Below are 19,164 nucleotides of genomic sequence, written 5' to 3' on the forward strand. Positions count from 1 at the left end.
TAATGCGCGCCCCTATTATGGGCCATCCTGTTTTACCACCTACTAGCTGGAAAAGTCGTCTATGTCGGGCAATACCTTTGGCAAGCTGTTTTGTGTCACCACCTTTGGCGAAAGTCACGGCCCCGCGCTCGGCTGTATCGTCGATGGATGCCCTCCGGGTCTGGAGATAAGTGAAGAAGAAATTCAGCGAGAGCTGGACCGCCGCAAGCCCGGCACTTCCCGTTATACCACCCAGCGCCGCGAGCCCGACCAGGTAAAAATCCTTTCCGGTGTTTTCGAGGGAAAAACCACCGGCACGCCTATTGGTCTGTTGATTGAAAATACCGACCAGCGCTCCAAGGACTACAGCAATATCGCTGAACAGGTAAGGCCAGCCCACGCCGATTTCACCTATTGGCAAAAATACGGCATCCGCGACTACCGTGGGGGTGGCCGATCCTCCGCCCGTGAAACTGCCATGCGGGTTGCCGCCGGGGCCATCGCCAAAAAATGGCTGAAACAAAAATACGGCATTGAAGTGCGCGGTTATCTCTCACAACTGGGCCCGATCAAAGTACAAAAGCTGGATTGGGACCAGGTAGAGCAAAACCCCTTCTTTTGCCCGGATGCTGATCGGGTCCCCGAAATGGAGACCTATATGCAGGAGCTGATCAAAGAGGGGAACTCCATCGGTGCGCGTATCTCAGTACACGCCAGCGGCGTTCCTGCTGGACTGGGTGAACCTATTTTTGATCGCCTGGATGCAGATCTGGCCCACGGCTTAATGAGTATTAACGCGGTAAAAGGCGTGGAAATTGGAGCTGGCTTTGACAGCGTGGAGCAGAAGGGCACTGAGCACCGAGATGAAATCACTCCGGAAGAAGGGTTCCTGTCGAATAATGCCGGTGGTGTGTTGGGTGGTATTTCCAGTGGCCAGGATATCATTGCCCATATCGCCCTGAAGCCGACTTCCAGTCTGCGTATTCCCGGCCGCAGCGTTGACCGCTCTGGCAATCCCATTGAAGTCGTTACCAAAGGCCGCCACGACCCCTGTGTTGGTATTCGAGCAACGCCTATCGCCGAAGCCATGATGGCCCTGGTTCTGATCGATCACGCACTGCGCCACCGCGCGCAGAATGGCGATATAACACCGGGATAATTCGATCGGCTTTTTTCTATTGGATACCGGCGAAAGCCGGTATCCAATCTCTTCGCTACTAAGATGCAGCCAATAAGCCAAGCCCCTGTACCTCCCCAACCTTACTCCCAACAAAATAGTTAGCTCCATCCTCCTCAATTTTATTAATGTTGCGCAGTCGATCTGAGGGGCTTAAAACGCCTTTATTTCCCCGATTTACGACATGGGTATAAATTTCAGTAGTACTAACATCTGAATGCCCTAGCAGCTCCTGAATCGTACGCAGGTCATAACCCGCTTCGAGCAAGTGAGTCGCAAAGCTATGGCGAAATGCGTGGCAGCGAGCCGGTTTGTTGATTCCCGCTAGCTTGACAGCTATACGAACCTGGCGCGCTAAAGTTGTTGCGTGCATATGGTGCCTTCTGTTTTCACCGGAGCGAGGACATTGACCGATGGTGCTGGAAGGGAAAAGGTATTGCCAGGCGAGTTGTCGGCTTGCACCTGGGTACTTTCTTTCCAAAGCGTTAGGTAAATAAACCGAACCAAAACCAGCCAAAAGATCTTGTTGATGTAATAGGGAAACAGACTCCACCTGCCTATGTAACTGCACAATTAACCCGTTAGGTAATATCGTAGTGCGATCCTTATCCCCCTTACCACCTCGAACAAAAATATTATTGCTGTCGAAGTCTATATCCTTTATACGCAAAGAAAGCAGTTCGGCGCTGCGAAAACCACTACCGTACATTAGTTCAACCTGTAATCTGTAGGTGCCTTCCAAACAACCCAAAATTGCTGATATTTCTCTACGGCTATAAACCACGGGCAAGTACTTTTGTTGTTTTGCCAGTTTAAAGTCCAGAGCCTGAATATCCCTACCTAAGAATCTCTTGTACAGATATATCAAAGCGTTCAGAGCTATTCGCTGTGTATTTGCTGAGCAAAGGCCCTGAACTGCAAGGTGAGAGAGAAACGTCTCAATCTCAACAGCTCCCATATCGTTAGGGTGCTTCTTTTTATTGAAATGAATGAAGCGTTTAATCCAATGGGTGTAAGTTTGCTCTGTTCGGTACGATAGTCCCTGCTTTCGAATATGAAATCGCAGATTGTCCATAAATCGTTCAGGCTTACCTGGGATTTTGTGGCGAATGTCGTCCATGATATTGCCCTTAGACTGTTTTTATATACAGTATTTGCTCTTTTGTCCTGCTGTCAATATCAGAATTCAAGAGAAGCTTCTCCTATTTCTGGAGATGACGATCTATCTCTTTGATTTTTATAGGGTTGGTAATGTTATAAAGAGCAGAAAAAGCAGGTAGATATATAGCGCCTGCTATATATCTACCTGTTGAGAAATATGCCAAAGTTCTTAACTTTTTGATATTATTGGGTTTTTTAGGTTATCTTGAAAGAAGTGAGTAGAATTATATAGAAGGGTGATATAAAGACGCTTCTTTTGAATTAACTGTTATTGGTCGCTCGCTCCAGTTTTGCGGGGGTTCAATAAAGAATAGCAGGTAATTATTAGATTGCTGTATAAAAAAACAGTATTGGCGGGAAAGCCCATAGCCAACGGTTCGACCTTCATGTAAGCTTCGAAGCTTCAGCGACGCTCGCATAACGAAGTTAATGCGGACGGCGCAGCCGCTTCGAAGCAAGGCCGCGAACCTAGTGCTGCTAGTTTCTCTCTCCGAATCGTGGTAGACAATAAAAGAAAGATATTTGTAGTGGATTTGTACACAGTGCCACGAGCAACAAATAACAACCCGATTATGCGGAAACCTAAAAGTTGTCATTCCCTTTGCTTGCACAAAGGCACTGCCAACTTTCTTAACGGTTCCGCATATCTATTTTCGTTATTGGTCGCTCGCTCCAGTTTTGCGGGGGTTCAATAAAGAATAGCAGGTAATTATTAGGTTGCTGTATAAAAAAACAGTATTGGCGGGAAAGCCCATAACCAACGGTTCGACCTTCATGTAAGCTTCGAAGCTTCAGCGACGCTCGCATAACGAAGTTAATGCGGACGGCGCAGCCGCTTCGAAGCAAGGCCGCGAACCTAGTGCTGCTAGTTTCTCTCTCCGAATCGTGGTAGACAATAAAAGAAAGATATTTGTAGTGGATTTGTACACAGTGCCACGAGCAACAAATAACAACCCGATTATGCGGAAACCTAAAAGTTGTCATTCCCTTTGCTTGCACAAAGGCACTGCCAACTTTCTTAACGGTTCCGCATATCTATTTTCGTTAAGTGTTAGTCATGTCAGAACAAGAGATAGTTTTTTTACTGGTTGCTCTAGTTTGTTTTTTATGTGTCGCAATATATGCTCACAAAAAGACCAGCAAACCATGTGAACAGTGTGGTGGGAAAATGAGTCTTGTAGAGATTAGAGATCCAGCTGGCATTAATATAAAGCCAAAAATTACTCTGTCATTTTATGTGGGACCAAGAAAGTACGAAGAAACTTGGAAGTGCAAAAATTGTGGGGCGTCAAAGTTTATAAAGTACTGGGGGAGCTAGCAAGTGCTTTCCACAACACTTAACAAGCACCAGCAATCCGACATTTATTCCGGTGCATGTTTTTTGTTCGCTACGCTCATAACACAAAACATGCACCTCCATAAATGCGGTTGTGGTGGGCGTTAGGCAATGATGAAGGAATACCATGGATTTTTTTGATGGCTATCCGGTAAAAGAAGGATTTAAGGGAGATGGTTGGGAGCTTGAGAATTGCAAGCTGACTCATGAGGCTAACCCGGAAAGCTTTGAAATCCCAAGTAGTGAAGAAGCATCACTGGTTAAAATTGGCGATTTACTTCGTTTGCATTTCACACTCACAGGCGCTGTTGAAAAGGGCGTTCCTCGAGCAGAAAGAATGTGGGTAGAAGTCTGTATAATTCAGGAAAATTGCTTCTACGGACATTTAACAAACGAACCTATTGCAATTGAGTCATTAACACCAGGGGATGTAATACAGTTCAATTGGAGTCATGTTGCTCAAATTTACATCAGGAGAGGCGACCCTCGACACTCCGAAAATGCCTAACAATCACGGGCAGTGAAGCTACGGCCCTTCGGGCCTTCGCGGGACGGCGTACCTCATGCACGTTTTGCGCTGGTCGCTACGCTCCCATTTTCGCGCAAATCGCCCATGAGGTAAGCCGCCCCTGCCGTGGGCGCTAAGTTTTATACACAAGTTTTTTCAGTTTTATTATATAAATCAATAAGTTACAGTTTAGCCCAGTAAGAACTACAGATTTGGCTGGATAATTATGCAGGACTGGGTCATGGACGAAGTAAAAAATCAGGTTATGGGTGATACACGCTTGAATAAACGCTTGTCTAATATTCTTAGTAATTTAAGCTCCGACCCAAAGAATAGCATTCCTTGTGCAAACAAAACTTGGGCAGAAACGTTTGCGGCTTATCGCTTTATCGAAAATGATAAAGTCAATTTTGACTCTATTATGAGCGGCCATAAATCGGCAACTCTTGAGAGAATCAAGGCGCAGCCTGTTGTTCTTATCCCACAAGATACTACTTTTCTAAATTTTGCCACTGACCTAGAAAGTAAAGAGATGGGAACACTTAGGCGTAAAGAGACCAACCAACAACTCTTGCACACCTCCATCGCGATAACACCATCCAGAATTAATTTGGGTGTTGTTGAAGGTAGTATGTGGCAGCGAGATAAAGAATCTAGTGCTAATTCTCGCTATACCAAGTCGATACAAGATAAAGAGAGTCGACGCTGGCTAGACCATTATGAATCAGCTTGTGAGATACAAGAGCGCTGCCCTGAAACCACGATTGTGAGCATCGCGGATAGAGAGGGGGATATTCATGAGTGGTTTCAATTAGCTGAAGATCAAAATGAACAGCGGCGTGCAAGCTATATTGTTCGAGCCAAGGCTAACCGTAGTTTAGAGATCGAAGGAGAAGATACGACTTTACTTTGGGACTATATGACCAAGCAGAAGTCCATCGGGAAATACTCAGTAGGTATCCCCAAAAGGAGTGGACGGCCAGAAAGGGAAGCTAAGGTCAGTGTATCCATTGCAGAAGTAAGATTGCAGGGAAAAGGAAAATCAAAACGACCTCTTTCTCTCTACGCAGTCTTTGCTAAGGAATTAAGCCCACCAGAAGGGGAAAAAGGTATTGAATGGATGCTGCTGACCGATCTTGCAGTTGAGGACTTTAAGCAAGCGAGGATCATTATTGAGTGGTATCGAAGTCGATGGGAAATTGAAACCTATTTTCGAGTGGTGAAAGGCGGATGCCAGATAGAAAGTAATCGCTTTAGAACTGAGCAGCGCATGTTGAACTGTATTGCAATCTATATGATTATTGGGTGGCGTCTACACTCCATGACAACACGGGCACGAACGCTTCCTGATACGTCGTGTACGAAATTCTACTCTGAAAAAGAGTGGCGTATGATATGGATAATGCAAGCTAAAACCTCCCCACCCAATGAAGCTCCAAGTATGAGAGATATAACTCGTATGTTGGCAGGACTTGGAGGCTTTCTGGGGCGGAGCGGCGATGGTGAGCCTGGAGTTAAAACCGTTTGGCAGGGGTACACAAAGCTTCTCCATTATATGGAGGCAGCGGAGGCTTTAAATGGACTTAAATGATGTGTATAAAACACAGCGTGGGCGTTATGTGCACTAAGCAAAAGGAGTTATATGAGCTTTAATATTGCAGTACTTCCCATCCTCATTATGATGGTCGTAAGTATCATTGCTTTCCCTATAGTAATGCGGCTTCTTTCAAAAGAGGTATCAAGAGAAAGGCTCAACCAAGTTCAAGACTTAAGCACTTTATGGAAAACAAGCTTTCCGCCGTCTCAAGTTCTTACCGAGCGAGGTCTAAAAATTCAAAGGTGGTTTCGTGTTTTTATTGTTGTATTGGTAATAAGTTGTGCAGCAGTTGGTATCTTTTTCACTGGTTTTAGCAATGCGCCAGTTACACCCACATAACAAGTTTAGGCAGCATCGCCCCTTCGGGGCTGGACGCGCTAACGCGCGCCGCTGCTAAAAGCGTTAAGAGTCAAAACATAGATATTCAATGAGTACTAATAAAGAGTTATTTTTACATGTAGTAAAGGTCTTAGGTTATCTGAATTTTGGGCTATTTATTCTGGGTTTCTTTAACTCAAAAGGTGGGAGTGACACTGTTGTACTGCTTCTGCCGGCCAGTTTAATCTTAGCAACAGCCGTCACTCTTGTTTATATTTTTGGCTTTAAGTATCTTCATTTGACTGGAAATCGCATGGACTATTGGTTTTGGTTCAGATCATATGTTTGGCTCGTAGTAATTTTTGTATTCCTTGTAATTAGTATTGCTTCTATTGGGCACTTCGGAAATGAGAACTCTTAACAAAGTCAAGCACGATCGCCAGCAAAGCTGGCTGGACCTACATTCCGCAGCTTCGCTGCTCCATTTCGGCCCGTGTTGGCGGCGTTAGGGCTACGGCACGTCAAAGCTATGGATGAATTCTCAAGAAAAGTTAAAGCTCAATTTATCCAGGAATTTCCCGACTGGGAAAAATTTTGCTTCACTGCAATGGATGAAGGGGAAGAGGTACTATCAGTCAAAGTTCCAAGTCCTTCAGGCGGTGAGGAGTGTCCGTTGAGTGTTGACACGTTTCGAGGCGAGGTGACGGTAGCTTTTGATGCATACCATGCACATTTCTATGACTTCATCGATCCGGAAGATGACGATGCAGTTTCATTCATTAAGGAGCTTATTTCTAGCGACTACGCTGTTGTAAGCTACTGGCGCAATGAGCAATGGTGTGGGTCCACTATATGGTCAGTGAAAGAACTACCAAGCTCAAATGGGGAATATCCTTACGCAAATATAATCAAGTTTAGGTCATGGTTAGGGCAGTGTAATAATGAAATTCAGTGCGTACCAAAAGGGTAATGCCCTAACAAGCAGCGGCAGAGCGACAGCCAACGCTACGCACCTTTTATGTTACTCGCTGGCGCTCAAACATTAACACAAAACGTGCTCCGCGCTGGCTGCGCCTGCGCTGGGCGTTAGGTTTCCCACAAGCATCGGGCTCTAGTTATAAAATGGAATTTGAAATCGACAAATCTAAGTGGTCAGATTCAAGCCAGAAGTCTTCTGGTGGTCATTATGATAGTAGAGCGACTCACTACGAAAATATCTCTTACAGCTGCCGTACATGCTCTTGTTCATGTGTTTTCTCAGCCCAGGATCAAAAAGAAGCATATGAAATACAGAAAAGGTTTGTATGGTGGATTCCTTCTAGGTGTTCAAAGTGCCAGGAAAAACTAGATAAACTCTTAGATAAAGAGCGTCAATATCAAGCGCTGTGGAATTCTGACAAAGAAAAGGTAAAGAAGGACAAATCCCTAGTAGTAGATTGGATTAAGGTAATTCGAGAAATTGATGCTTACGGAAAAAAGTCCAATCAAACAATGGTAACCTGTCTGGTAAGGTGTCTAAATGAAACCTAACAAGCGGCTGTATTACGTTCCGGCACTTTCAGCGCCTCCACCGGACTCGCCTTCGGCTCGCCGATAAGCCGGGCGTTATTGTGGCGGTCAATTTTTAGATGTTTTGTAGCTGCTGCAAGCATCAATCTCTATCTGAGCACATTTTTTCTGAGAGTTTTCCTGCAAGCTGGTACCGCAGTTCCGTTCCAGTGCCTTCGTTTTCAGTCAGCAAGCCCTGCAAGCCAGCTAGGCCATCGTGGAGTGCCAATTAGATAGTTATCCGGTGGGGAAAGTATGGTATTTTCCCCTGTAAATTTATCGGGCAGTGGCCAGCCAAAGTTGGCTGGCAGAGAGCAAGTAGGTCGTTCAGTGCGCGCCAGCTATAACCAGGCCAGGCAAGATCGCCCAGCCGGTGGCTAGGCTGGACAGCCTACGCTCCGCTTCGGCTGCCCTTGCTGGCAACGTTATGAGTAGCGAGAGAAATGAACATCGAGCAAGAATTTAAAGGTAAGGTCGCAGAGCACTTAGAAAACCTGAGTGAGGATTTGAGGCCTATTCTCAAAAAATTAATAGAGTTCGATTATCCCAAAGAGGTTGATACGCTCGCATTTGAGATTTTCGTTGATGGGTTCTCGTCAGGATTCCCAGTTCGGGCATTCTTTATGGATAAAGATAATTCAGAGCACTTTATCTACGTAGATGGAAAAGCAGAATACCCCTCACCCGTAGATCCAGGTTTGTTGAAAATCGAACACGTATACCCGTATGAGCTAGAAGAAGAGTATGCAAGCAAAGATGAGTCGCTTGACCCATGGGATATCGCTACAAATGAGCTAATTGAGTGGTTCTCAAAATGTTGGCAAGCTGTGGGCGGTCAGGGCTTTAATTTGAAGGCTAATATTGCACCGCACGACAGTAACCATGAATTCAATTTGGTAGAAAGTAAGTGGCAAAACCGGTGGTAGCTCATAACAAGCAGCGGCAGAGCGACAGCCAACGCTACGCACCTTTTGTGTTACTCGCTGGCGCTCAAACATTAACACAAAATGCGCTCCGCGCTGGCTGCGCCTGCCCTGGGCGTTAGCACTACAAGGAGATGGCGTGCAAAAATTTATACCGTTCTTTCTTTTAACCTTTTCATTATTTTCTTTTTCATTAAAAGCTGAAAATTATCAATACGAAACAAGTAAGGTAAAACATAAAAATTTAGTTGCTAATCTATATTTACCTAAAATTGAACATAAGTTACCCGTAGTAATTGCTTTTGGTGGCTCTGAAGGTGGATTGAGCACAGGTAATGCTAATGGTGAAATGATCGCCCCTCACGGTGTTGCCGTTCTTGCGCTAGCATACTTTAAAGAAAAAGGGCTTCCTAAAACATTAGACCAAATTCCAATGGAGTATTTTGTTGATGCAATTGATTATTTAGAATCACATCCGTCAATAGATTCTTCTAGGATCGGTATAGTCGGTGGTTCTCGTGGCTCTGAAGCTGCTTTTTTACTTGCTACAATGGACTCTAGAATTAAGTCAATAGCTGTTACTACACCAAGCAAAGTTGCATGGTATGGACTAACAATACCAAAATCTGCTTGGACGTTTAAAGATAAAGATATTCCAGCTTTAGGCTTAGGATTAGATTCAAATGCAAAATTAATAGACAGGTTTAACGTTGCTTTAGAAAATTTAAATAATGTGAAGAAGTCATTATTTAAATTTGAGAATATAAACGCTCCTATATTAATGGTTTCAGCAGAAAATGATCAAGTTTGGCCTTCCTATCAAATGTCCAAAGACATAGAGTTGTATTTACAGAATAAAAATTTTAAATACAAAGTAGTACATAATTCTTATAAAACCGGTCATGGTTTCAGTAAAGAAACAGCTCCAGAAATTAAAAAATCTATAATTAATCACTTTGTGAGCACATTGTAGTGTAGTGCTAACAAGTAAATCCAGGTGACGCCTACGGCGCACCTGATTTAGGCGTTATGTTACTTGGGTAGTGAATGGTCAATAGATATCTTGAAATATACCTTGGCTCTCCAGATGGTTTGAAATGCCTGATACAAGGTAATCTCAGTAAGTTACTCCAATTTTACAGGGATAGCTTATGGTATGGCCTGTCTGAAGAAGTGTTGAACTATGTAGACTCTTTAAACTTTGGTTCAGAATTAGAACCTATGGATGTAACGCAAGCTAGATATATCGATAAGTTTATTGAGTATGTATTTGACTTTTATGGTGAGCATCATGAGTTCCCAGAAAGTTTGGGAAATGTGTGGTGCACTGAATCAGAGGTAGAGCATATTTTTTCCATAACAGGCAGGCGCATATTTGCTGGTTATGGTGCTGATTTTGATGCGGGAAATAAATCGACAAAAATAGGGTATTTATCAAATTCTGAATTAAGTGACTTAAAAATATCTGGTGCGAGCGATTTTTTACAATTGTTAACGTCAGCGAGAGATTACGCAAAATCAAAAGGGTGCGGTCTTGTATATACCATCGATTAAACATAACAAGCGCAGGTTGTCGGAACGCCTTTCCGCTCCTTCGTCGCTACAAGTCGTCCGCAACTGCGGGCGTTATTGGTCGCTCGCTCCAGTTTTGCGGGGGTTCAATAAAGAATAGCAGGTAATTATTAGGTTGCTGTATAAAAAAACAGTGTTGGCGGGAAAGCCCATAGCCAACGGTTCGACCTTCATGTAAGCTTCGAAGCTTCAGCGACGCTCGCATAACGAAGTTAATGCGGACGGCGCAGCCGCTTCGAAGCAAGGCCACGAACCTAGTGCTGCTAGTTTCTCTCTCCGAATAGTGGTAGACAATAAAAGAAAGATATTTGTAGTGGATTTGTACACAGTCCACGAGCAACAAATAACAACCCGATTATGCGGAAACCTAAAAGTTGTCATTCCCTTTGCTTGCACAAAGGCACTGCCAACTTTCTTAACGGTTCCGCATATCTATTTTCGTTAGGCATACAAGAAAAATCGAGTGTAATTACATGTTGTATACAGAAGCATTTGCTAGATACAAAGCAAAGTTGAAAAATGTGAATTGGTCCGTGTCCGCAGAGAACTCGGACGGCGAGCTAGTTATTAGCCTTTGGAAGCATAGATTTACAAAGCCAGAAGGCAATACCATCAAGTACATTGACTTTGTCACAAGATGGAAAGGGCCAGGAAGTAACGAGTTAAAAGCTAAGTTACAAGAGGCACATGCAAATGAACAAGTTATTCGTCCTGTTATTGCAAGAACGAGCGATGTAAATGCGGTAGAAGCCGGTATAGATGCTAGCACACTCAAAAATGAATTCTTCGTTCGTGAAGATTGGTTCGGCACACTAACAAATTGGGACGGTGATAACTTCGAAATCACCTTCGTGCGTCGTAGTGCCTAACAAACAGCGACAGAGCGACAGCCAACGCTACGCACCTTTTGTGTTACTCGCTGGCGCTCAAACATTAACACAAAAGCTGCTCCGCGCTGTCTGCGCCTGCGCTGGGCGTTATGTTTTTTGAGAGGTCATTCCATTAAAACAAATAATCTTGAAGTTCATAGAGCAGAGCCTGCAGTAATTGAGTTGAATGGCTTCCTCAATGCATTAAGGTGTGTGATCGACTGTCCGAAAAGGATGTTTAGTGCAACACTTGTCGAAAAGGATGCTGGTTTAAACTCTATTGTCGAAGGCACAATAAAAAGTATTGGTGAGTTTGGAAAACTCATAGAACAAAGACAATCTGATTACAAAACTACTTATCAATTATTCATCGATCATATTTATAAGAAAATATCGGATACCAAAACTAGGGCTTTGGATAATTTAGATTGGAATCTAATTGAGTATTATGGTCTTATCTCAACATCAGACCAAGAAGATGGCCCTTGGAATAGATTTATTAGTCAAGAACATACGACTTTAAGATTTCTTGATGATGACGGTGATGAGTACATTTTATTCTTTGTAGAATTTAGTGATTTTGTAGTGGTAACCCAATTGGGGTTAGCGTGGAATGAGAAATAAACATAACCAGGGCATGCACCCGACCTCCGGCAATTTGCACCTTTTTTGCGGTAGAGCTGCAAAAAAGCCTCCAATTACCTCCGGCTGGTGATGCAGTCGTTATAGGGCTAGAAATTGAGCCAAATTCACAAAGACCAAAAATTAAGTGTATATCTGTGGAAATTCATGGTTTGTCTTTTTGCTTCAAGCTTGATTCCCATGGCATATGTACTTTGGGCTGTTTTACCAGGGTTAAAGGGAAGTTGGTTTGGTGTTGCTGTGGTTTCAGCGGTTTGTTCAGCATTATTGACTGCGGCTTTACCGGTAAATAATGCTCGTTACTATGTCCCAAGTAGTGTTGTTGTGGGCGTGCTATTTTATGGGATAATTCAGGGTTACTTATTATACAATGGGGCCCCATAACTAGGCCAAGCAGGCTCGCCCAGCCCCTGTGGGGCTAGGCTGGACAGCCTACGCGGCGCGCTTCGCACGCAAACGCTCCGGCTGCCCCTGTTGGCAACGTTCAGGCTGTAGAAAAACTCTTAAAAGGTAGCTTTTTTGTTAAAATGGAGGTCTTGATGTCGAGATTATCCATATGCCCAATTTCAAACGTTACGATTACAACCAAGATGCAATGGTAATCATCAATTTCGAAGAACAACTACAACCTGAAACCTTTGAGTTTACACTTCATCATTTGATTGATGACCATATCGACCTCTCTGTCTTCCATAAAAAATATCAAAATGATAGCGGCGGGCGAACCGCTTATGATCCAGCCATCCTCCTGAAAATCATATTGTTTGCTTACTCAAAAGGTATTACCTCAAGCCGTGAAATTCAATGGCAATGTGAGAACAATATCCTCTTCAAAGCACTGTCATGCGATACCGTTCCACATTTTACTAGTATTGCGAGTTTCGTAAGCAGTTATCCTGATGCGATTGAGTCGGTGTTTGAGCAAGTGTTATTGGTCTGCGATCAGCAGGGGCTGCTTGGCAACGAACTTTTTGCAATAGATGGATGCAAGATGCCATCCAATGCCAGCAAAGAACATTCGGGAACTTTTAAAGAACTAGAACAGAAGCAGGAAAAAATTCGCAAGAAGATCAAATATTGCCTCAAAGAGCACAAGAGGCTTGATGGCAGGAAGCCTAAAGAAAAAGAGCGAAAACAAGCGGTAGCTAAAGCGGCTGATACTCTTCAGAAACACTTTGATAAAATTGATCAGTTCTTAAAGAATCACTCCCCCAGGATGGGACAAGGTAAAAACCCTAAAGAAGTAAAAAGTAATATCACAGACAATGAGTCAGCCAAGATGACTACCAGCAAGGGAACCATCCAGGGCTATAACGGCGTTGCCGCAGTTGATAGGAAGCATCAGATAGTTGTTGAAGCACAGGCCTTTGGTGAGGGGCAAGAACATCATACATTGAAGCCTATTCTCGATGGCATCAGTTGCCATTATCAGCATATAGGAATAGATGAAGACATCTTGGCCAAACAGGTCATCATTACTGCTGATACTGGGTTCTCCAACGACGCTAACTACAGCTACCTGCGAGAGAGCGGCATCAATGCCTACATACCTGACAATAAATTCCGTTCACGTGATAAAGCTTTTGCTAAGCAAAAAGCCAAGTATGGCAAGCGTAAACAAAAAGGTAGGGCTAATGTCCAGCAGACTTTCCCTGCTAGTGAATTTACATTCAATAAGAAAAAGAAAACCTGTATCTGTCCGGCAGGAAAATCTATGCTTTTATTAAAGGAAGAGCATGTTAGTGAAGGTAAGAAAAAGCTATTGTTCGAAGGGCGCCTCACTGACTGCAGGGGATGCAGCCTTAAAAATCAGTGTATGCGAAACCCGGATTCTGCCAACTCTCGAAAAGGACACGGAAGGCAAGTATCCCTAACTTGGACAAACGGACGGACAGCCACTGACTGGATGAAAAAGCGGGTTGATAGTATCGAAGGCAAGACCATTTATGGACATCGAATGTCTGTTGTCGAGCCAGTGTTCGGGAACATTGGTACCAACAAGCGATTGAATCGCTTCTCGCTACGAGGAAAAATTAAGGTTCAGGGACAATGGCAGATGTTCTGCTTGGTACATAATATAGAAAAGTTGATGAGATATGGCAGTATCCACTGATTGAGTATAAGTTAAGGGCATCAAGGCCCCTAAATTTAATACAATGAAAGAAATTTAGTGGTATCGCTAAATGTAGACCGAAATTTTTGTTTGGAGGAACCTGAAGAATGACAGCTTTTTCTAAAACTGTTTTTCTACAGCCTCGTTAAGAGGCAAATTTGAGACTGATTAAATATAGTGCAACCTGGTACTTAATTGGAGCATTTGGTTGGTATTTATCTGGTGTTGCTATTAGTCTTTTCCAGCATTCAGAAAGCCACTTTGAAAGTATGGCCTTATTTTTTAGCCCCATTGCAGTGCCATTCACTTTGTATGATTATTTAGGTCGTTCACAAAGTAAGTTGGAGGGAAGTGTAGTTGTTATGGGGTTATCTTATACACTAATTCTAATATTGTTATTTTTGTTGTGGCATCGCAATAAAAATGCCTCTTAACCAGGCCAAGCAGGATTGCCCAGCTGACAGCTGGGCTGGACGGCCTACGCTTTGCTTCGGCCGCCCCTGTTGGCAACGTTATGCATAGGAAGACATGACATACCAAGGATACAAATCTCGGGAAGAAGTTTATGAAATGGTGAAAGATTCGTTTCCATTCCAGAGTAAACCCGAGGGCAATAGACTAACGAATCAAGGAGCAGAAGATTGTATCTGTAGGTATATTGTTGAGTATATGGAGCGCTACTCTGAAGCTGAAATTCCTATGGATGGTATTCGATATCTCCACTCCGAATTACCAAATCTGTCTGCTCGTGGTATGAATTGGCTTTTGCCCAACTTGCTAAGAAAGGCCGTAATTTGCACCAATCGTTTTGATACGATTACGGATACAATAATCTACGATCTTGAGCTTGCCGCTGAAGGAGAGAAGCAAGCAAGGTCACGGTATTCGTGGTTGTCTGCTGTTCAGCGCCAATGCCTAGAAAGTACCCTGGAGTATCTATCCGAAGAGCATGGTCACGCTATATCAAAGGCAATCTCAGCACTTAGTCCAACAAATGCATAACAAGTCAATGAACTACGCGCCTTCGGCGCCCGACAGCTTACACTTCGCTTCGCTGCGTTCCAGCTGCGGGTTATTGAGACGTTAGGTTTCCCACAAGCATCGGGCTCTAGTTATAAAATGGAATTTGAAATCGACAAATCTAAGTGGTCAGATTCAAGCCAGAAGTCTTCTGGTGGTCATTATGATAGTAGAGCGACTCACTACGAAAATATCTCTTACAGCTGCCGTACATGCTCTTGTTCATGTGTTTTCTCAGCCCAGGATCAAAAAGAAGCATATGAAATACAGAAAAGGTTTGTATGGTGGATTCCTTCTAGGTGTTCAAAGTGCCAGGAAAAACTAGATAAACTCTTAGATAAAGAGCGTCAATATCAAGCGCTGTGGAATTCTGACAAAGAAAAGGTAAAGAAGGACAAATCCCTAGTAGTAGATTGGCTTAAGGTAATTCGAGAAATTGATGCTTACGGAAAAAAGTCCAATCAAACAATGGTAACCTGTCTGGTAAGGTGTCTAAATGAAACCTAACAAGCGGCTGTATTACGTTCCGGCACTTTCAGCGCCTCCACCGGACTCGCCTTCGGCTCGCCGATAAGCCGGGCGTTAAGTGGCTTTAGAGAGTATGCGCAAACCTTCGAGATTTATGCCAAAGTATGTCGAGAAATCAACTGGTATTTCAGGTTGGCTGATTGCTTCCGCATTTTTTTTGATGCTAGGCTGGTTTATCTACAAAGCCTCAGTAATTCTCGCGATTGTGCCAGTATTAGTTGCAGTCGAAATTAAAAACTCCAAAGATAGAAAGTCTCACTTTTCAAAACTACGAGAGAAACGTAATAAAGATTCAATTTGTACATTTTCTCGTTATTTTGACTGTAAATCGATTGATACGTGGGTAATACGTGCTGTCTATGAGCAGCTCCAAAACTATATCAGCTCAGACAGCATCGCTTTTCCAATTAAGCCCACTGATAATATATTCAAAGATCTTCTGATAGATGATGAAGACTTCGAATTGGACATAGTAGAAGAAATCGCACAACGTACAGGAAGAACGTTAGACCATGCAGAAAATAACCCATATTATGGTAAAGCTAATGTGGTCGAGAATTTGGTGTACTTTTTTAATGAACAGCCAGTCGCCACTTAACAAGGGCCAGCACAACCGCCAAATGCAAAAAGCGCATTTGGCTGGACTCGCTAAAAGCGCTCGCCTGTGTGGCCGGCGCTAAGTTTTATACACAAGTTTTTCCGGTTTTATTATGTAAATCAATAAGTTACAGTTTGACCTGGCATGAATTACAGATTTGATTGGATTATTATGCAGGACTGGGTCATGGACGAAGTAAAAAATCAGGTTATGGGTGATACACGCTTGAATAAGCGCTTGTCCAATATTCTTAGTAGTTTAAGTTCAGATCCAAAGAATAGCATTCCCTGTGCAAACAAAACTTGGGCAGAAACGTTTGCAGCTTATCGCTTTATCGAAAATGATAAAGTCAATTTTGACTCTATTATGAGCGGCCATAAATCGGCAACTCTTGAGAGAATCAAGGCGCAGCCCGTTGTTCTTATCCCTCAAGATACCACCTTTCTAAATTTTGCCACTGACTTAGAAAGTAAAGAGATGGGAACACTTAGGCGGAAAGAGACCAATCAGCAACTCTTGCACACCTCCATCGCTATAACGCCATCAAGAATTAACTTGGGTGTTGTTGAGGGTAGTATGTGGCAGAGAGACAAGGAATCAAGCTCTAATTCCCGTTATACCAAGTCGATAAAGGATAAGGAGAGTCGACGCTGGCTAGACCATTACGAAACGGCTTGTCAGATACAGGAGCGCTGCCCTGAAAGTACAATTGTGAGTATTGCTGATAGAGAGGGTGATATTCATGAGTGGTTTCAACTGGCTGAAGATCAAAGTGAACAGCGGCGGGCGAGCTATATCGTTCGAGCTAAGGCCAATCGCACTTTAGAGCTCGATGGAGAAGAAACGGTTTTGCTTTGGGATCATATGAATGAGCAGAAATCTGTCGGTCTATACACGGTAGATATTCCCAAACGGAATGGAGAGCCTGGAAGAAAAGCCAAGGTCAACGTATCCACTACTGAGATACGGCTACTTGGGAAAGGAAAATCTAAACGACCACTTTCTCTCTATGCTGTATTGGCTAAAGAATTAAACCCACCAGAGAGTGAAAAAGGCATTGAGTGGATGCTGTTAACTGATCTTCCAGTTGAAGACTTTAAGCAGGCAAGGGTCATCATTGAGTGGTATCGAAGCCGGTGGGAAATTGAAACCTATTTTCGGGTGGTGAAAGGCGGATGCCAGATAGAAAGTAACCGTTTTAGAACAGAGCAGCGCATGTTGAACTGCATTGCGATCTATATGATTATTGGATGGCGGCTACATTCGATAACTACGCATGCACGAAGAGTTCCTGACGCACCGTGTACAAGTGCCTACTCTGAAAAAGAATGGCGTATGATATGGATGATGCGAGATAAAACTACTCCACCAAATGAACCCCCAAGCATGAGGGAGATAACCCGTATGTTGGCAGGTTTAGGAGGTTTTTTGGGGCGTAAAGGGGATGGCGAGCCAGGGGTTAAAACCGTTTGGCAGGGATACACCAAGCTACTTCATTATATAGAGGCAGCAGAAGCTCTAAATGGACTTAAATAATGTGTATAAAACACAGGGCCGGCGTTAGGTGATCATGAATAGTGGAATTAAGTTCCCAATTATAGCCTTAGTGTTCTTTATATTAGCGGGCTGTAGCTCCCCGCAGTTGTATCAAGGACGTGTTCTGAATTGTAGTGGGAATCCAATCGCGAGCGCTGAAGTCGGAGCCTGGAAAAATGTATACATTCCATTTTACTTACCTGAAAATTTAGGTACGGCCACAACGGATCAAAATGGTTACTTTGTGCTTAAGACGGGTAAGCGGGCATCATTTTTCAGTTATCCTATTGGTGCAATTCAAATGCAAAGTCACCCAAGCTGGTCGGTGACATCGTGCCAATGACCACACCTAACAAGCAGCGGCAGAGCGACAGCCAACGCTACTCACCTTTTGTGTTACTCGCTGGCGCTCAAACATTAACACAAAACGTGCTCCGCACTGGCTGCGTCTGCGCTGGGCGTTAGAGCTAAGACTTACCCACGTTTAGTAGACACCCTGTATAGTTAGGTTTAGGCCTAACACGGAGGTGTATCATGGGTAAGAAAAGAACTCAGGCGTATACGGAGGAGTTCCGCAGAGAAGCAGTTAAGAGAGCGGAAAAGGCTGGAGCAACAACGGCTTCTGTGGCGCGAGAGCTAGGCGTCAGCGCACAGCAGATCTACAACTGGCGTCGTCAATTTAATCGACTGTCTGATAAGCAGTTCAATAGTTTAGACGGTGTCGACTATTCCAAACAGGAAAGCGCTGAAGTTCGCAAACTCAAGAAGGAGCTGCATGAAGCTCGTCAGGAGGTTGAGTTTCTAAAAAAGGCAGCTGCGTACTTTGCGAACCACCAAGAGTAAAGTACGCATTGATACAAGAGCATGTAGGGTCATTCCCGGTTAGTTTGATGTGTCGGTGTTTAGAAGTCTCAAGATCGGGTTATTATCGATGGCGGGGGCGATTGCCATCTGCTCGCACGATTAGAGAGATACGAACAATCGAGAAAATCCGAGAGACGTTTGTTGAGTTTAAAGGTCGTTATGGCGCGCCTAGAATTGCTTGCGAGCTTCAAGAGTTAGGTGAGCCATGCTCGCGGAACTACGTCGCTAAGCTTATGCAACAGGAACATATTAAAGCGAGAAACGGCAAAGGCTTTCGATATAGTCAGCCCGTAGAGGGGAGCATTAACGTCTCCGCCAACTTACTTAAGCGTTGCTTTGATGTGGATCGACCAAATTGCCGCTGGACCAGTGACATTACGTATATCTGGGTTCTGGATAGGTGGCTATACCTCGCGGTAGTTATGGATCTGTACTCTCGACGTATTGTAGGTTGGGCATTCGACTCGCAGATGACCGATGAATTGACACGTCGAGCATTGAAAATGGCCCTAGAGCGACGACCAATAAAGCCTGGACTGCTAGTTCACTCTGACAGGGGTGTGCAATATCGATCGCAGAAATACCAGGATCTCTTGTCCGAAAGTAAGTGCAAGCCGAGTATGAGTCGCCAGGCTAACTGTTGGGATAATGCGGCAATGGAATCATTCTTTAGCAGGCTAAAAGTCGAGCTGGTCTATGCCGGAACATTCGAAAGCGAAGAGCAAGCAAAATCTGAGGTGTTTGAATACATTGAGATTTTCTACAATAGGGTTCGTAGGCACTCTGCATTGGGCTATGTAAGTCCAGCAGAGTATGAACGAAAATACGCATAGTTAGAGTGTCTACTTTTTGTGGGCAAGACCAAGCTACCAATA

The 19,164-nt window shown here is 43.8% G+C and carries 22 protein-coding genes; 21 read left to right on the plus strand and 1 reads right to left on the minus strand.

Going from position 1 to position 19,164, the window contains the following annotated elements; translation table 11 throughout:
* The first annotated feature begins 61 nt into the window (after nucleotides 1-61).
* Entirely contained in the window at nucleotides 62-1,138 is a 1,077-nt protein-coding gene (gene aroC, locus ACYX4J_RS04935; protein WP_476177998.1) for a chorismate synthase, read from the plus strand.
* 58 nt (nucleotides 1,139-1,196) lie between these two features.
* Here the strand turns inward: aroC and ACYX4J_RS04940 are convergent, their stop codons facing one another.
* Nucleotides 1,197-2,276: an integron integrase gene (locus ACYX4J_RS04940; RefSeq protein ID WP_476177999.1), complete on the minus strand. Its 1,080-nt coding sequence runs from the start codon at nucleotides 2,274-2,276 to the stop codon at nucleotides 1,197-1,199.
* 1,504 nt (nucleotides 2,277-3,780) lie between these two features.
* On the opposite strand from ACYX4J_RS04940, the gene ACYX4J_RS04945 reads away from it, so the two are divergent.
* From ACYX4J_RS04945 to ACYX4J_RS05040, 20 genes are all read left to right on the plus strand, one after another.
* A complete protein-coding gene (locus ACYX4J_RS04945) occupies nucleotides 3,781-4,161 on the plus strand; it encodes a DUF2314 domain-containing protein (RefSeq protein ID WP_445363642.1) in 381 nt (126 codons plus the stop codon).
* 226 nt (nucleotides 4,162-4,387) lie between these two features.
* Nucleotides 4,388-5,752 carry an IS4 family transposase gene (locus tag ACYX4J_RS04950; RefSeq protein WP_475708210.1) on the plus strand — a complete coding sequence of 455 codons (1,365 nt, stop codon included), beginning with the start codon at nucleotides 4,388-4,390 and terminating at the stop codon, nucleotides 5,750-5,752.
* Between the two features lie 51 nt (nucleotides 5,753-5,803).
* Entirely contained in the window at nucleotides 5,804-6,097 is a 294-nt protein-coding gene (locus tag ACYX4J_RS04955) for a hypothetical protein (protein ID WP_476178000.1), read from the plus strand.
* Nucleotides 6,098-6,605: 508 nt separating this feature from the next.
* On the plus strand, nucleotides 6,606-7,046 hold the full coding sequence (locus ACYX4J_RS04960) for a hypothetical protein (RefSeq protein ID WP_476178001.1): 441 nt from the start codon (nucleotides 6,606-6,608) through the stop codon (nucleotides 7,044-7,046).
* Between the two features lie 152 nt (nucleotides 7,047-7,198).
* On the plus strand, nucleotides 7,199-7,606 hold the full coding sequence (locus ACYX4J_RS04965; RefSeq protein ID WP_476178002.1) for a hypothetical protein: 408 nt from the start codon (nucleotides 7,199-7,201) through the stop codon (nucleotides 7,604-7,606).
* 273 nt (nucleotides 7,607-7,879) lie between these two features.
* Nucleotides 7,880-8,005 (plus strand): hypothetical protein, encoded by a 126-nt coding sequence (locus ACYX4J_RS04970; protein WP_476176979.1) that lies wholly within the window; start codon nucleotides 7,880-7,882, stop codon nucleotides 8,003-8,005.
* 62 nt (nucleotides 8,006-8,067) lie between these two features.
* Nucleotides 8,068-8,550: a hypothetical protein gene (locus tag ACYX4J_RS04975; protein WP_413662297.1), complete on the plus strand. Its 483-nt coding sequence runs from the start codon at nucleotides 8,068-8,070 to the stop codon at nucleotides 8,548-8,550.
* A 136-nt stretch (nucleotides 8,551-8,686) separates the two neighbouring features.
* Entirely contained in the window at nucleotides 8,687-9,520 is an 834-nt protein-coding gene (locus tag ACYX4J_RS04980) for an alpha/beta hydrolase family protein (protein WP_476178003.1), read from the plus strand.
* A gap of 74 nt (nucleotides 9,521-9,594) precedes the next feature.
* Complete coding sequence (locus ACYX4J_RS04985; protein WP_476178004.1) at nucleotides 9,595-10,101, plus strand: hypothetical protein; 507 nt, start codon at nucleotides 9,595-9,597, stop codon at nucleotides 10,099-10,101.
* A gap of 491 nt (nucleotides 10,102-10,592) precedes the next feature.
* On the plus strand, nucleotides 10,593-10,988 hold the full coding sequence (locus ACYX4J_RS04990; protein WP_445356217.1) for a hypothetical protein: 396 nt from the start codon (nucleotides 10,593-10,595) through the stop codon (nucleotides 10,986-10,988).
* Nucleotides 10,989-11,105: 117 nt separating this feature from the next.
* Nucleotides 11,106-11,612 carry a hypothetical protein gene (locus ACYX4J_RS04995; RefSeq protein WP_476178005.1) on the plus strand — a complete coding sequence of 169 codons (507 nt, stop codon included), beginning with the start codon at nucleotides 11,106-11,108 and terminating at the stop codon, nucleotides 11,610-11,612.
* A 114-nt stretch (nucleotides 11,613-11,726) separates the two neighbouring features.
* A complete protein-coding gene (locus ACYX4J_RS05000) occupies nucleotides 11,727-12,014 on the plus strand; it encodes a hypothetical protein (protein WP_444941024.1) in 288 nt (95 codons plus the stop codon).
* Nucleotides 12,015-12,186: 172 nt separating this feature from the next.
* Entirely contained in the window at nucleotides 12,187-13,743 is a 1,557-nt protein-coding gene (locus ACYX4J_RS05005; protein WP_476176705.1) for an IS1182 family transposase, read from the plus strand.
* 158 nt (nucleotides 13,744-13,901) lie between these two features.
* Nucleotides 13,902-14,177 carry a hypothetical protein gene (locus ACYX4J_RS05010; protein ID WP_444895879.1) on the plus strand — a complete coding sequence of 92 codons (276 nt, stop codon included), beginning with the start codon at nucleotides 13,902-13,904 and terminating at the stop codon, nucleotides 14,175-14,177.
* A 94-nt stretch (nucleotides 14,178-14,271) separates the two neighbouring features.
* Nucleotides 14,272-14,745: a hypothetical protein gene (locus tag ACYX4J_RS05015; RefSeq protein WP_476178006.1), complete on the plus strand. Its 474-nt coding sequence runs from the start codon at nucleotides 14,272-14,274 to the stop codon at nucleotides 14,743-14,745.
* Between the two features lie 117 nt (nucleotides 14,746-14,862).
* Nucleotides 14,863-15,270 (plus strand): hypothetical protein, encoded by a 408-nt coding sequence (locus tag ACYX4J_RS05020; RefSeq protein WP_444931495.1) that lies wholly within the window; start codon nucleotides 14,863-14,865, stop codon nucleotides 15,268-15,270.
* Nucleotides 15,271-15,364: 94 nt separating this feature from the next.
* Nucleotides 15,365-15,889: a hypothetical protein gene (locus tag ACYX4J_RS05025; protein ID WP_476178007.1), complete on the plus strand. Its 525-nt coding sequence runs from the start codon at nucleotides 15,365-15,367 to the stop codon at nucleotides 15,887-15,889.
* Between the two features lie 171 nt (nucleotides 15,890-16,060).
* Nucleotides 16,061-17,425 carry an IS4 family transposase gene (locus tag ACYX4J_RS05030; RefSeq protein WP_476178008.1) on the plus strand — a complete coding sequence of 455 codons (1,365 nt, stop codon included), beginning with the start codon at nucleotides 16,061-16,063 and terminating at the stop codon, nucleotides 17,423-17,425.
* A 534-nt stretch (nucleotides 17,426-17,959) separates the two neighbouring features.
* On the plus strand, nucleotides 17,960-18,268 hold the full coding sequence (locus ACYX4J_RS05035) for a transposase (RefSeq protein ID WP_282933834.1): 309 nt from the start codon (nucleotides 17,960-17,962) through the stop codon (nucleotides 18,266-18,268).
* A gap of 8 nt (nucleotides 18,269-18,276) precedes the next feature.
* Nucleotides 18,277-19,122, plus strand: a complete 846-nt coding sequence (locus ACYX4J_RS05040; protein ID WP_282933833.1) for an IS3 family transposase — start codon at nucleotides 18,277-18,279, stop codon at nucleotides 19,120-19,122.
* The last annotated feature ends 42 nt before the right edge of the window (nucleotides 19,123-19,164 follow it).

This window comes from Microbulbifer sp. ABM4_008, assembly GCF_056311705.1.